We start from the raw sequence: 13,630 nt of genomic DNA on the forward strand, positions 1-13,630 counted from the left end.
AAAGAAATGAAACACTTTTTAGTATTGTTGATTACTCTACTGTGTTATACCATAGGGGCTCAGGATAGCAAGTTGACACAGACTCTTGGTAAGTTTGCCGAGGTAAAGGGATTTGACGGTATCTCGATTAACTTGGTCAGATCTTCTGAAAACAAGGCCGTTATTACTGGTGAAAGTACGGATAAAGTTGTCATTGTTAACAACGATGGGGTTCTTAAGATACGAATGCAAATAACCAAATTCTTCAGCGGTTATAAAACCTTTGTCGACTTGTACTATACAGATGATATTATGGTTATTGATGTTAATGAGGATGCTAGGATTACATCAAAAGGTACTATTATACAAGATGTGTTGGAATTAAAGGCACAAGAAGGTGGCGAGGTGAGCGTAAGTACTGAGGTGGAGCAACTTTTAATAAAATCCGTTTCACGGTGGTATAGTAAAGGCTACTGGTGAGTCCAATCTTCAAGATGTTCAGATTAATACCGGTGGTGTTTATGAAGGTAAAGGTTTGAAAACAAAATTCTCAACTGTTAATGTCAATGCTGGTTCAAGGGCTGAAATCTTTGCAAGTGAATATGTAAAGGCTGCCGTTAAGGCGGGGGGCGAAGTCTTGGTTTATGGCAATCCTCCAAAGTTGGAGGAGAAGACCGTTTTCGGGGGAAGCATAAAAAGAATGTAGTTTTAAATGTGGGAGGATATACATGCGGCAATACCATTGGGCTTTATTTTAAGCTTTATGGTGGGCCCTGTGTTTTTTGTACTGTTGGAGACTAGCGCTATTAAGGGTTTTAGAGCGGCCCTTGTTTTTGATATTGGTGTTATTATTGCAGATATTGTCTTTATCACCATAGCTTATTTTAGTAGTTATCAACTTCTTGAAAACCTTAGTAACCAACCTGGTTTGTATGTTTTTGGTGGTGTAATTTTATTGGTTTATGGGATTACCATTTTTTTTAAACAAGGTTCAAAGGATACTTCTGAAGTTCCAATAAGGTCAAAGAGAAGTGATTATTTAAGTCTTTTAGTAAAGGGATTTCTTTTAAACTTTATTAATATAGGGGTTCGGTATTTTGGCTGGGAGTAATTATAATTGTAGGACCCAGTTTGGAGAATGAACCTTCTCGCATTCGGGTGTTTTTTACAACCATGATACTTTCCTATTTTGTTACAGATCTTTTTAAAATTCTATTGGCAAAGCAACTGAAAAGAAAGTTGACGGTTAATAGGATTCGCTTTATTAAGAAAGGAATAGGGATTATTTTAATCGTTTGTGGTGTAGTATTGATTGTAAAGGGATTTATTCCTAAGGATAGGTTCGATATTGAAAGTAGAATAGAAAATATAGCGCATTAAAAAGGCCACTGTAACGTGGCCTTTTTAATTGATTAAAGTGAGTATCTATTCCTTGTATTTATTATTTAGTAGTTCGATTATTTCTGAAGTAATATCATTTGTTTCTTTGCCATACAGAACACTACCACCATCTCCCCCACCAAGAATATAGCTATAGCCATTGGCTTTTCCATATGCCTGAATCTCTTTTTTTACTTTAGATACAACACTATCCATTTCAGTTTGACCTTCTAATTGTAGTTTTTGGTCTTCCATTTGTAGTTGTTGACCCATCTGTTGTCCTCTTTGCTGAAACTGTGCATACTCCTCTTGAGCTTTGGTCTGTGACATATTTTGAGCTCTTGTTTGGAAATCATTAGCTTGTGCTTGAAATATTTGAGATATACTATCTCTTTTTTTACCTAATGCTTCTGCTTTTTCTTTATACTTTGCTTCAATGTCAATTTTCTCTTGATATTCATTCATGAGCTTAACATTATCTACGAATGCTATTTTTTCTTGTTGACATGAAGCCAAGATAAGAGTGGTAATCGCAAGAATTATTTTTTTCATTTCTATTTTTTTAAGTTGGGCAAAAGTAAGAAAGGTTTATCAATATTTACGGATATAGTTATGGGTTATAATAATAAAATATTTGATAAGTTTTAATTATTAAAACACAGGCGTTTTAAGGCTATGTGGAGTGTTTTATCTTTTAAGGAATATAATTGTATGGTTGAGGGATATTAAAGAAGTTTAAGGCTTTTAAAGTTCTTAAACTTCTTTTTTCAGAATGTATATTAAGGAAGAATACTCTTTTGTGTAAAGAGCTTTTAAATTAGATATAAAACCTATCGTAAATGCCTTTATAAAATTGGAATGGCCTGTTTTATATTTTTCGGATAGCATAGAAACGTAAAATGAATCGAACACCATGGGTTTTACTTTTTTTACTTTTAGGCCGTGCTTAAGAAATAGGGAATGTATTGATTTTTTTGAAAAGTGCCATAGATGCCTTGGTGTATCATAGGCAGCCCAGTGTTCTTTATAATATTGTGCATCGTATGATTTGAAATTGGGCACTGCAATAATGAGATATCCGTTCTCTTTAAGTTTATGATTAATTTGTACTATCTGTTGTTTTAAATTGGGTAAATGCTCTAGAACATGCCATAATGTTACAACGTCATATGAGTCGTTCTCTACGTCATTCAGGTTTGTTTTTAGTTCTATTTTTTTATTCTTAGCTATAGTTCTTGCAGTTTCATTGGGTTCTATGCCATCTATTAGCCAGTTATTTTTTTTTGCAGATTTTAAGAAATCTCCGGTTCCCGCTCCTATATCAAGAACCTTCTTTTCTTTAACTCTTAGTTCTGTTATTAACTTAACTTTTTTGTTTAAACTATATTTTTTTACAAATTGATAGATTTTATCTATTACTGATTTGTTTTGATCGGTATGAGAAATGTATGAAGGATGATTGTAGTACCTATCAATATCTTTTGGAATAGGCTTGGTTACAAGCATTTCCAATTCGCTATCATATTCCAACCAAAACTCTTCCTTAGTATTAAAGTAATCCTTTGTTTTTAGAAAAACAGTCATTTGCTATAGATTTGAAGTTTTTGATTGTGATCGTTCCACGTGGAACAATGTGTTTTTATCTTCCAAGATAAACCAATAATACACTTATATCACTTGGGGTTACTCCACTAATCCGAGATGCTTGGGATATGGTTACAGGTTGTATAGCGGTTAGTTTTTCTCTAGCTTCAAATGACAATGACTTTAGTTTTTTGTAGTCAAAGTTTGATGGAATTTTTACGGATTCCAAGCGGTTTAGTTTATCTGCATTTACTTTTTCCTTTTCTATATAACCAGTAATATTTTACCTGAACTTCCGCCTGTTCAAGAACTTCCCTATCTAGATTGTTTGATTCAACAAAACTCGATACAGGTTCTAGGCTTAACATATGATCCATTGTTACCTTTGGTCTTGAAAATAGCTTGAACATTTTATCAGATTGTGATATTGGCGACGAGTCTATTTCTTGCAAAATGGGATTCATTTGTTCTCGGAAGAACGCTCGTGTCCTTAAAGAAGGCTACGAGTGCTTGTGATTTAGTTTGCTTATCTTTCATTCGCCTCAAACGGTCTTCTTTTGCCAGTCCAATTTCATACCCTTTTGGGGTAAGTCTCAAATCTGCGTTGTCTTGTCGTAAGAGTGTTCTATATTCTGCCCTAGAGGTAAACATTCTATAAGGCTCTTCAGTTCCCTTTGTAATTAAATCATCAATTAAAACGCCAATATAAGCCTCATCTCGTTGAAGGGTGAAGGCCTCACTTTCATTTATTTTTAAGTGTGCGTTTATACCCGCCATTAAACCTTGCGAGGCCGCTTCTTCATAGCCGGTGGTTCCATTGATTTGGCCTGCGAAGTAGAGGTTATCAATAAGTTTAGTTTCTAGCGTATGTTTTAATTGTGTTGGAGGAAAATAATCGTATTCAATAGCATATCCTGGCCGGAAGAATTTAACTTTCTCAAAACCTTTAACGGAACGCAATGCCTTGAATTGAACATCTTCCGGCAAAGATGTTGAGAATCCGTTGACATATACCTCTACAGTGTCCCATCCTTCCGGCTCGATAAACATTTGATGCGAATCTTTATCTGAAAATCGGTTTATCTTGTCTTCGATAGATGGGCAGTAACGGGGACCAATACTTTTAATTCTACCGTTGAACATAGGTGACCTATCAAATCCTTCCCTCAATAAATCATGAACCATTTTACTAGTGTGGGTCATATGGCAATCCCGCTGCTTTTGCAATATTGGCGTGTTTAAATAAGAAAACTTCTCAGGCTTGTCATCCCCTGGTTGTGGAATCATTTTTGAATAATCAAGCGATCTTCCATCAACCCTTGGTGGAGTACCTGTTTTCATTCTACCGCTATCAAAACCTAAATCAACCAACTGTTCTGTTATTCCTGTGGCTGCTTTTTCGCCTGCCCTTCCTCCGCCAAATTGTTTTTCTCCGATATGAATCAAGCCGTTCAAAAAAGTGCCATTTGTTAAAACGACTGATTTTGATTTGATTTCAATTCCCAAAGAGGTTTTAACGCCTACAACTTTGTTTTTTTCTATTAGAAGTCCAGTGACCATTTCTTGATAAAAATCAACATTGGGTGTGCGTTCTAGAGCAAGACGCCACTCCTCTGCAAACCTCATTCGGTCGCTTTGAGCTCTTGGGCTCCACATGGCAGATCCTTTGGATTTGTTCAACATTTTAAATTGAATGGCGGACTTATCAGTTATGATGCCACTATAACCTCCCAAAGCATCTATTTCGCGTACAATTTGGCCCTTCGCTATTCCGCCCATAGCCGGATTGCAGGACATCTGTCCAATGGTCTGTAGGTTCATTGTAACAATAAGCGTTTTAGAACCCATGTTGGCAGCTGCAGCGGTTGCTTCAGCACCGGCATGCCCTCCCCCAACGACAATTACATCATATATTTCTCCAAACATAATTTCTAGTGTTCCACGTGGAACATTTTTATTTTTTCTTCTTCTTTTGAACGCATTTCTTTGATATGTTCTTCATTTTTGTCCTTGTATCCAGCTAAATGGAGTATTCCGTGAGACATGACCCGTAACAATTCATTTTCAAAAGAAACATTGTAAGCGATTCCGTTTTCCTTGACCCTGTCTATTGAGATATAAATGTCGCCGAGATATAATTTTTCCCTCAGTATAATCAAAGGTTATAATGTCGGTAAAGGTGTCGTGTTGTAAATATTTCTGATTGATATCCAATAAATAGGAATCACTACAAAAAATATAATTTAATTCGCCAACCCCACACCCTTCGGATTTACATACAGAATGAACCCAGGCGTTATATTTTTCGATATTGGAGAGTTGAAAATCTGTTTCAAAATGAAATTCAATCATTGTCCTTGAAATACTCTTTAACCAAATTCTGAAAATTTTGGCGCAAAGGTAAGGCTTGTCTATTTAAAATTTCTATCTCGTTACGATAATTCTCTAGTAATGAGGGCTTGGTAATAATAGGATTAGTGAAGTCTTTTTTATTGCTATTACTTTCTCTCTCTGTTTTTTTGCCCTGTTTTAATGTAGCATTCTCCAGTTTCAACAATTCATATTGAATGGTGTTGGCCTTGCTGAGGGTGCGTTCTGTTATACCGTTTTCAAGAAGATCATTCTGAAAGTCCTCCATTTGGCGCAAGAGTTTTTCCCCAAGATTTCTATCACCTTCGTTGATTAAATTCTGTAATTGTTGTTCCAATTCTTGTTTTATCTTTTGTTGCTCTTGATAGATTTCATAGATTTCTTGCAGTTCGGATTCACTCAAACCTCCCTGTCCTTGTGAACCATTCCCGTCTCCTTGTTTTCCGTTAGGACCTCCTTCTCCTTCTCCGGATTGCCCACCTTCACCTTGACTATTTCCTTTATTGCCTTGTTTTCCTTGTAATTCATTCTCTCCATCGTTACCCTCTCCACTGTTGGGAGTTCCTTGGCTTCCGTTTTGTCCTTTTTGTTGTTCTCCTTGTTGCCCCGATTGTCCCTGACTGCCTGACTCTCCCATTTTTTCTCCCAGGGACTGTTGTTTTTTAATGATATCCGGCAATTGAAAACCTTCCTGGCTTTGACCACTTCTCTGCCCCATTTGCATACTTTGTTGCATGTTCTCAAGAACATGGGCAAGAAAATCAGCTAAACTATTGGAAGCGGTGAGCACATATTTTTGATAGGATACTCCTTGGTATATTTGTCCTTCGGCAACACTTTCCAGGGATTTGTCAATGTTGTAATATACCTCGGTAATTTGTTCATTTACAAATTCTGAAAGTTCGGCCTGTCTCAAGGATAGGGCAAACAAACTGTCATCCACATGTTCAAAAAGGCTTCTCAATTCCTTTTGATTTTTTACAGTCTCAGAATAATGGGAGATATCTTCCCTGTCCTGAACACTAAGTTTATCATATAAACTTTCTTGTTTAAAAGAGAAAATGATAAGGTTGTCCAATATTTGCCGTAGCATTTCAGCATCTTCTGCAGCTGACGAGCCACTTGAGCCACCACTTATAGAAGATTTGCTCAATTCTTCGCTCATTTCCTTCATCTTTTGCGCTGCGGACTTTTGGTTTTGCCTTGTTTTATTTGCATTTTCCTCCATCCCTTGGCTATCCGAGCTTTGTTCTGCCCCTTGGTGCTTTCTTATTTCTTCCAGCGCGTTGCTTTGATTTTGTTTTACTCCCTCCTCCTTATTCTTGTCAATAGTTAAATCAACAGGTTTCTTTAGTTCGGCATTATCCTTTTTGAGGTTTTCGAGTTCCTTGGCGATATCGTCAAAATCATTGTTTAGCTTTTCCTGCTCCTTTTCTGAAAAGTCTTTCCCAATAAATAAATCAGAAAGGATTTCTTGTCTTTCTGATAGTTTTTCTAGGTCATTTGCCAATTGTGCGGCCTTTTCGGTGACGTAATAACGTTTGGTAAGTTCAACGAGCTGTTCAAGGTTTCGTTCGGAGTTTTGTTGTTTCTTTCCTAATTCTTCTAAACGCTTCGCCAATTCTTCCTTATTTATTTTATCGGCAATTTTATTGAGCTCTTCTAGCAGTTTTTGGTTCTTTTTGGCCTCAATTTCTTGGCGCTCCAATCGCTCCTGTAAAAGTTGGTTCAGTTTATCGTCTTTCGTGCCTTTTTCAAGATTGTCCTTCAGTTCTTTGCTGAACTTTTCCATTAATTGTTCCTGGCGCTCCTGTTTTTCAAGAAAATCCTTTACTTGGTTTTTATCATTGAAGTCCAACTGGTTTTTTTCTTTCTGTAGTGCATTGATTTCTTTGAGGGTTTCCCTTTGCTCTGCTGCCTTCTCTAGGGATTTGTCTAGGTTGTTGATTAGTGACTGTTGAGACTCTAACTCTTTGTTTTTCAATTGATTAACGTCTAATATGTTCTGACTGAAAACAGAGCTTTTTACCGATTTACCACCATGAATGGCATCATTGTCGGTGATTCTAAAGTAAAACGCATAAGTTTTTCCCTCCTCTAAATTGAGACCGAGATGGAAAAGTGTAGTAGAAGTTATGAAAATTGGTGTTTGGAGCGTTCAGTTCAAGAATCCTTTCGTTTTCCTCGTTTCCTTGTTCGTAATAGACCAAATCAATCTTTTTAATACCATAATCATCTGTGGCCTCTCCCGTATAATAGGAAACATTGGGTTCCAACGAGTCCAAAACCTGCTCTACTTTAACCGTCGGAAACGCGTCCTTAATCACTTGAAAAGAATAATTTAGGGTCTCATAATCTCGAACGTTATCATTTGAAGTGGCCAATTGGTAGTCCCAGTTGGAATATATCCTCCGGGAAAGACTAAAATCATCTTGGCTTCTATCCAAGAGCAAGGCAGTATCCTTCGTCACCAGTTTGATTTCTTGGGTGTCCTGCCCTTTTATTTCCCAAGTAACCCTTGTTCCTTACGGAATGATTGCGTTACCAGTACTTTTTATTACCTCGCTACGCTTATTTATGTAGTTTGGAAACTCCAAACGCATATTAAAATCAGAAATGGCAGGGGCTTTTAAGGCGATCAGTTCATATTCACGGGATTGTATCCCATTACCTTTAAAAACAAAGCGACCCGAAGATATGGGAGGCGATAGGGTATATTGATAAATGCCATTTTCTTCTTGTAGCAGTATCTCCTTTCCCTCTAATTCTACATAGACATTTTCAGGTTTTACAGTGCCCACTGTTGAAACTTGAAAAGTAAACGGATCACTTTCAATTACCTTTAATTGAGGGTTCATTAACTCAAACCGAAAAGGTGCAGGCGGTTCATAGGCAAGATTATAATTGACTACTCGAGTATAACTACCAAAAAAGGAACTCCAATTGCCGGACAACCACAAGAAGCCGATAAGTATCAAAGGGAACACCACGTACTTTAAATATTTAAGGGGTTCTTTGGTGTTAATGGCTCGTTTGAAAGGTACGGTGTTCATTTGCTCCGAGCGTTGTTCTATACTAGCCAACAACAATTCGGATTTTTCTGGTTGGTCGGCAAGGTCCAAGAGGTTGAATAGTTTGTCGCCAACTTCTCGGAAAATGTTTTCCCACCATGAGGGATGCGTCCTTGGTTGTAATTCCCTTTTTCAGCTTAAACAGATAAAATAAGGGAACACCAATATATTTATAGAGCAAAAAAGCTTCAACTCCCAAGAAAACAAGAAACAAAGAGAGCCTTCCGGTAGAATTTAACCAAAGAGCGAATTCAAGGCCCACCACCGCCAAGAAAAACATCATTCCCGGAACCACAAAAAGGATAACACCCTTTATCAACTTACGGGTATAAAAGGTTCGTATAAACTCGTTTAACTTTTCTAATATGTCGTGGTAAAACTGCAATTTTCGTGGATTTTTATACCAAGATATAAGGTTTTGGATTTTAAGGTTAGAAAAATTTGTTAAAAGGCACTTAATCTGTGACTTAAACCAAGTTAAAAGTAAAACGGAATTGATAGCCTAAATTTATTTCTAATACCGTAAACACCACTTTTACCCCAACATCCCTTTTTATACCTTTGCCAAATGACAAAAAAAGTACGAGTTAGGTTTGCACCAAGTCCCACATGACCGTTACACATTGGGGGCGTGAGAACGGCCCTTTTTAATTATTTATTTGCCAAGAAAAACCAGGGCGATTTTATACTTCGAATAGAAGATACAGATCAAAATAGGTTTGTGGAAGGCGCAGAGCAGTATATTGTTGATTCCTTGAATTGGTGTGGAATTCCGTTTGATGAAGGGCCATCTTCGCCAACCACAAAAGGAAACACTTTGGGCAAATACGGCCCTTATAGGCAAAGTGAACGCAAACATCTTCACAAAAAATTCGCCGAGGATTTGATAGACAGCGGAAAGGCCTATTACGCTTTTGATACTGCCGAAAAATTGGATTTTCATCGGAAAGATCACGAGGCCAAAGGCAAGACCTTCATATATAATTGGCACAACCGGCTTAAACTTGACAATTCGTTGTCCATGATGCCGAAGAAGTTCAGAAAAGAATTGATTCCGGGGAAGATTACGTCATTCGGTTTCTAACCCCTCCGGATGAGAAACTACATCTAAAGGACATCATTCGCGGAGACATAGAAATAGACACCAACACGTTGGATGACAAGGTGCTATTTAAAAGTGATGGTATGCCTACCTATCATCTTGCAAATATTGTCGACGACCATTTAATGGAGATTAGCCATGTGATACGAGGAGAGGAGTGGTTGCCGTCATTGGCCCTGCACCAGCAGTTATACGATGCTTTTGGGTGGGAAGCGCCCCAATTTGCACACTTGCCATTGATTATGAAGCCTGTTGGTAAAGGAAAGTTGAGTAAGCGAGATGGCGAAAAGGGAGGGTTCCCTGTTTTTCCTTTATCTTGGAACGAGTCCATTGGTTATAGGGAAGCGGGATATTTTCCGGAAGCGGTGGTAAATTTTTTAGCCTTACTAGGGTGGAACCCCGGAACGGAACAGGAGCTTTTTAGTTTGGGCGAATTGGTTGAGTCGTTTTCCTTGGACCGAGTAAATAAGTCCGGGGCTCGTTTCGACCCGGACAAAACCAAGTGGTATAATCAACAATATATGCATCAGATGGATGATGCTGTTTTGGCCAGGTCATACCAACAAGAACTTTCAGATAAAGGAGTAGGGTCTGTGTCCGAGGAATTTGTACAAAAGGTAGTTAGCCTCATAAAGGAGAGGGCCACCTTTGTTTCCGATTTTTGGGAGCTCAGTGATTACTTTTTCAAAGCACCTGACCAGTATGACGAGAAGGCCGTGAAAAAACAATGGAAGGAAGACACAAGTAAAATCATGGAGGATTTAAGCCATGTATTGGAAAGTATAGTGGACTTTTCTTCTGAAAAGGTAGAAGAGGTCGTAAAGGCCTGGATTTCCGAAAAGGAACTGTCATTTGGAAAAGTGATGCCTCCGTTGCGGTTGGTTTTGGTGGGAGAGATGAAAGGGCCTCACATTTTTGATATTATGTCGATGATAGGGAAAGAAGAAAGTAAGGGGCGAATTCGGAGGGCAATTAGTATCCTAGGATAATGAAACGCGCTGATTATCATTGAACAATAGAAGAGTTTATTGAAATATCTGCGTATTCCCATGACTTTGAAAATGCCCGCCCGGTTTCCGATTCCTTTTCAGTTTCATTTTTTCCCTTGTAGGCCAATTCTAAACCTTTAAGTGCCCAACCGTTTTTTGGCAATCTCTCAAGATCTTCTTGATAAGTCAAAATAGCATCATCAAACCTTCCTGCGGACAACTGTGCATGGCCCAAATAGTGTCTAACGGAGAAAAACCAATCAGGAGGCTCATTATAATTAAGACCATCTTCTATGGCTATAGCCTCCCTTAGAACTTGTATGCTTTCATCTTCTTTTCCTTCCGATAGCAACAACTGTGAATTCAGCACTTTATGGGCTATTTGAACCAAATCATATACCGTATTGATGTCCCAAATAGTTATTTCCTTAAGTTTTTCATTCTCAGCTATTTTCCTTAGTTCCCTTAACTCCAAGTTTGCTTTGGAGATTTGATTTTTACCTAGATAAGCCATGCCCTTTGCGTAGTGTAATATTGCGCTTGGATATTCCAATTCGGGAACCTCGTTGGCCAACCCAAGAATGCTATCCCACTTTCCAAACTTTACGAAAACATAGTAGGGAATAGTATAATAATGTTGTAAGGTACCCCAACCAGGTTCTTTCATAAGTTGAAGATTGGCGTTTTTTGAGACCGCATTAGCCGCGTAAATAGCCCAATGCCCATTGCCTTCCGGAGTAGCTGTTGCTGCCATAAAATGTTGATTATGGGGATAATATGACAAGGGGTAAACACCCTGTGCATTGCAGGCTGCCACATAGGAGCTATCCACCTCAATAGCATTAATATTAGCCAGGGTTCCTTTATGATAATCTCCGGTTCTTATGTAAATATGGGAGGGCATATGTACTAGGTGACCAGCATTAGGGACTATACCATCATCAAACTTCTTTGCGCTTGGCAGACCTTTGCCGGGGTTTTTCGATTGTTCTACGGCATGAATAAAAAAATGATTGGCTCCGGGATGATTGGGGTGAATTGACAACACATTCTGCAAAGCTTCCAATATTTCGGGTGTCCAAGGTTTTATTTGACCGTCTTTTTCATAAAGATCCCACTTGTGTAGATTCATTAATGATTCGGCATATAGGGTTCCTATTTCGGAATCATTGGGATATTGTTCATATAAAAGTCTCATTGCGCCGGAATAGGCTACATCCAAGTGACGTCTGTCTACAGCGGGTTCTTTTACATATCTTTTGGACATGGCATAAATGATTCCTTTTTCTTTTTCATTTGTGCTATTTTTGGATAAATCAAGGGCTTTTTGAATAGCCTCGTAGGCCCTTTCATAGTTATCATCTTCCATTCCTGCATTATAATTGGGCCCAAGGACATAAGCATAACCCCAATATGCCATAGCACAAGTGGAATCTAGCTTTGTGGCGTAGTAAAATGAGCGGGCAGCTTCTGCATGGTTAAAGCCGTAAGATAGTACCATGCCTTGGTCAAAATAATCCTGAACGACACTTTTTTCGGTTTCAATGGGATATGAAAGATTGCCCATTCCTTCAAACAAGGGAGCTTTATTCGAAGTTTTATACCACTCACGATCAGAAACAACGGGGGCACAACTGTAGTTAGAAGTAACAAGAGGTGTTTTAACTTGTTCTTTACAAGAAAAAAAGAACATAATAACAGACCCCAACAATATCCTATATGCCATGACCAAATAATTTAATGGAAAACAGAGTGTTACACATTAAATTTAGTAAAAGTCCTAAGAAAAAGGCCCAAATAAATTTCAATTAAGTGTTTTTTTCAACACATTCAAATCCCCGTCGATGTCTTTGGGAATTTCCAGCCCCAATATTTCACACACTAAGGGATATATATGGATGTTTTTAAATGAACCTATTTCATAATCGCTTTTAAAACTAGGCCCATTGGCATAGAAAATTCCATGCATCTCCTTTTGCCTTGGATCATAGCCATGGACTCCGAAGGGTGTTTTCGATTTTGAAATGACCTTGTCGATCTTTTCTTGTTTCGCAAAATAATAGCCAAAATCGGGAATGACCTGGATTTCTCCCCAATCGGGGTTTTACGGGGTATATTCAAACCCAGGCGTTTCGGTGGTTTTGTAGACTTTAAAATGATTTTCCTTTTGTTTCAAATTCAGGAGAATAGAGTCTTCTTTGAGGTTATTATTTAAATGGATATTTAAAATGGCCCCATTATCCACCACTGTGTAAAGCGAATCATTCAAGATAGGGTCAACAGGAATATACCGTTCTTTGGGCACATTTGCCATACCATGGTCGGATACGATTATAATATCCACAGATAACTTGGTGGCTTGAACACCTTCATACAGGGCTTTAAGATTTTGATCCAAGGCCATCAAGGTTCTTTTGAGCTCCGCACCCCCATTTGGTCCAAATCGATGGCCTACATCATCCATGTCGGAAAAATACATGGTAATTAGATGGGGTCTTTTGGTTTCCGGCAAAGAAAGCCATTGAAGCACCTCTGAGACCCTCTCCTCGTTTTTCACGGACGCATCGTACTTTTTGTAGTACGAAGGCCGGATACCTTGGATATTCGCTTCTGACCCCACAAAAAAATAACTGGCCGACAGCATTCCTGATTTTGCCGCCTGTATCCACAGGGGTGTGCCGTTATAAAATGTACCATCTTCCACAAACTCCCTATTCCCAATACGATAGGTCCGGTCTTTCTTATGGCTGTAAAAGGAATTTCCAACAATCCCGTGCTTATCAGGGTACATTCCTGTGGCGATGGTGTAATGGTTTGGAAAGGTTTTGGAAGGAAAAGACGGAATTAAGGACGAGGCCTTTACCCCGTTTTGAATGAAACTTTTCAAAAAAGGAGGGTTGAATCGTTCCACATAGTCCCATCTGAAACCATCCAGGGAAACGAGAATTACATAGGGTTTGTCTAAAGATTCTCTTGAATTCTTAACGGGAGGATAAACGGTGCCAATACTGCTTTTACATGAAGAAATCAGTACTAAAAAGAGATTTAGTAAAAGCCAGCAAGCCTTGTTTCTTAGGGACATAAGCGAATCGATAAAAATCCTGCCCCTAAAATAGGACTTCTAAGAAATGAAACAAAGAAATACACCTAGCAAG

At 38.4% G+C, this 13,630-nt stretch carries 9 protein-coding genes and 4 pseudogenes; 4 read left to right on the forward strand and 9 right to left on the reverse strand.

The window, feature by feature from the left end:
* Positions 1–6 precede the first annotated feature (6 nt).
* The 3 genes and pseudogenes from NYZ99_RS19915 (at position 7) to NYZ99_RS19920 (ending at position 1,359) form a co-directional block, all read left to right on the forward strand.
* Positions 7–459 (forward strand): GIN domain-containing protein, encoded by a 453-nt coding sequence (locus NYZ99_RS19915; protein ID WP_338039163.1) that lies wholly within the window; start codon positions 7–9, stop codon positions 457–459.
* 22 nt (positions 460–481) lie between these two features.
* Positions 482–685 (forward strand): GIN domain-containing protein, encoded by a 204-nt coding sequence (locus NYZ99_RS22510; RefSeq protein WP_338039469.1) that lies wholly within the window; start codon positions 482–484, stop codon positions 683–685.
* Between the two features lie 6 nt (positions 686–691).
* Positions 692–1,359: pseudogene (locus NYZ99_RS19920) on the forward strand (LysE family translocator).
* Positions 1,360–1,404: 45 nt separating this feature from the next.
* On the opposite strand, the gene NYZ99_RS19925 reads toward NYZ99_RS19920, so the two are convergent.
* The 7 genes and pseudogenes from NYZ99_RS19925 to NYZ99_RS19955 all read right to left on the reverse strand — a co-directional run bounded on the left by NYZ99_RS19925 (position 1,405) and on the right by NYZ99_RS19955 (position 8,435).
* Positions 1,405–1,911, reverse strand: coding sequence for an OmpH/Skp family outer membrane protein (locus NYZ99_RS19925; protein ID WP_260572813.1), 507 nt, complete (start codon positions 1,909–1,911; stop codon positions 1,405–1,407).
* Between the two features lie 201 nt (positions 1,912–2,112).
* Positions 2,113–2,943 carry a class I SAM-dependent methyltransferase gene (locus NYZ99_RS19930; RefSeq protein WP_260572814.1) on the reverse strand — a complete coding sequence of 277 codons (831 nt, stop codon included), beginning with the start codon at positions 2,941–2,943 and terminating at the stop codon, positions 2,113–2,115.
* A 55-nt stretch (positions 2,944–2,998) separates the two neighbouring features.
* Positions 2,999–4,869: pseudogene (gene mnmG, locus NYZ99_RS19935) on the reverse strand (tRNA uridine-5-carboxymethylaminomethyl(34) synthesis enzyme MnmG).
* 5 nt (positions 4,870–4,874) lie between these two features.
* Positions 4,875–5,295 (reverse strand): annotated as a pseudogene (gene ybeY, locus NYZ99_RS19940) (rRNA maturation RNase YbeY).
* A complete protein-coding gene (locus tag NYZ99_RS19945) occupies positions 5,288–7,297 on the reverse strand; it encodes a coiled-coil domain-containing protein (RefSeq protein WP_260572815.1) in 2,010 nt (669 codons plus the stop codon). The pseudogene ybeY and the gene NYZ99_RS19945 overlap by 8 nt, the downstream one beginning before the upstream one ends.
* A gap of 82 nt (positions 7,298–7,379) precedes the next feature.
* Entirely contained in the window at positions 7,380–7,784 is a 405-nt protein-coding gene (locus NYZ99_RS19950) for a hypothetical protein (protein ID WP_260572816.1), read from the reverse strand.
* Between the two features lie 54 nt (positions 7,785–7,838).
* Positions 7,839–8,435, reverse strand: a complete 597-nt coding sequence (locus NYZ99_RS19955) for a hypothetical protein (protein WP_260572817.1) — start codon at positions 8,433–8,435, stop codon at positions 7,839–7,841.
* A gap of 571 nt (positions 8,436–9,006) precedes the next feature.
* Here NYZ99_RS19955 and gltX point away from each other — a divergent pair.
* Positions 9,007–10,475: pseudogene (gene gltX / locus NYZ99_RS19960) on the forward strand (glutamate--tRNA ligase).
* A 16-nt stretch (positions 10,476–10,491) separates the two neighbouring features.
* Here gltX and NYZ99_RS19965 read toward each other — a convergent pair.
* Positions 10,492–12,201, reverse strand: coding sequence for a tetratricopeptide repeat protein (locus tag NYZ99_RS19965; protein ID WP_260572818.1), 1,710 nt, complete (start codon positions 12,199–12,201; stop codon positions 10,492–10,494).
* A 378-nt stretch (positions 12,202–12,579) separates the two neighbouring features.
* Positions 12,580–13,557 (reverse strand): alkaline phosphatase family protein, encoded by a 978-nt coding sequence (locus tag NYZ99_RS19970; protein WP_260572819.1) that lies wholly within the window; start codon positions 13,555–13,557, stop codon positions 12,580–12,582.
* Between the last annotated feature and the right edge of the window lie 73 nt (positions 13,558–13,630).

The sequence above is a fragment of the Maribacter litopenaei genome (assembly GCF_025244665.1).
GTDB classification, from domain to species: domain Bacteria; phylum Bacteroidota; class Bacteroidia; order Flavobacteriales; family Flavobacteriaceae; genus Maribacter; species Maribacter litopenaei.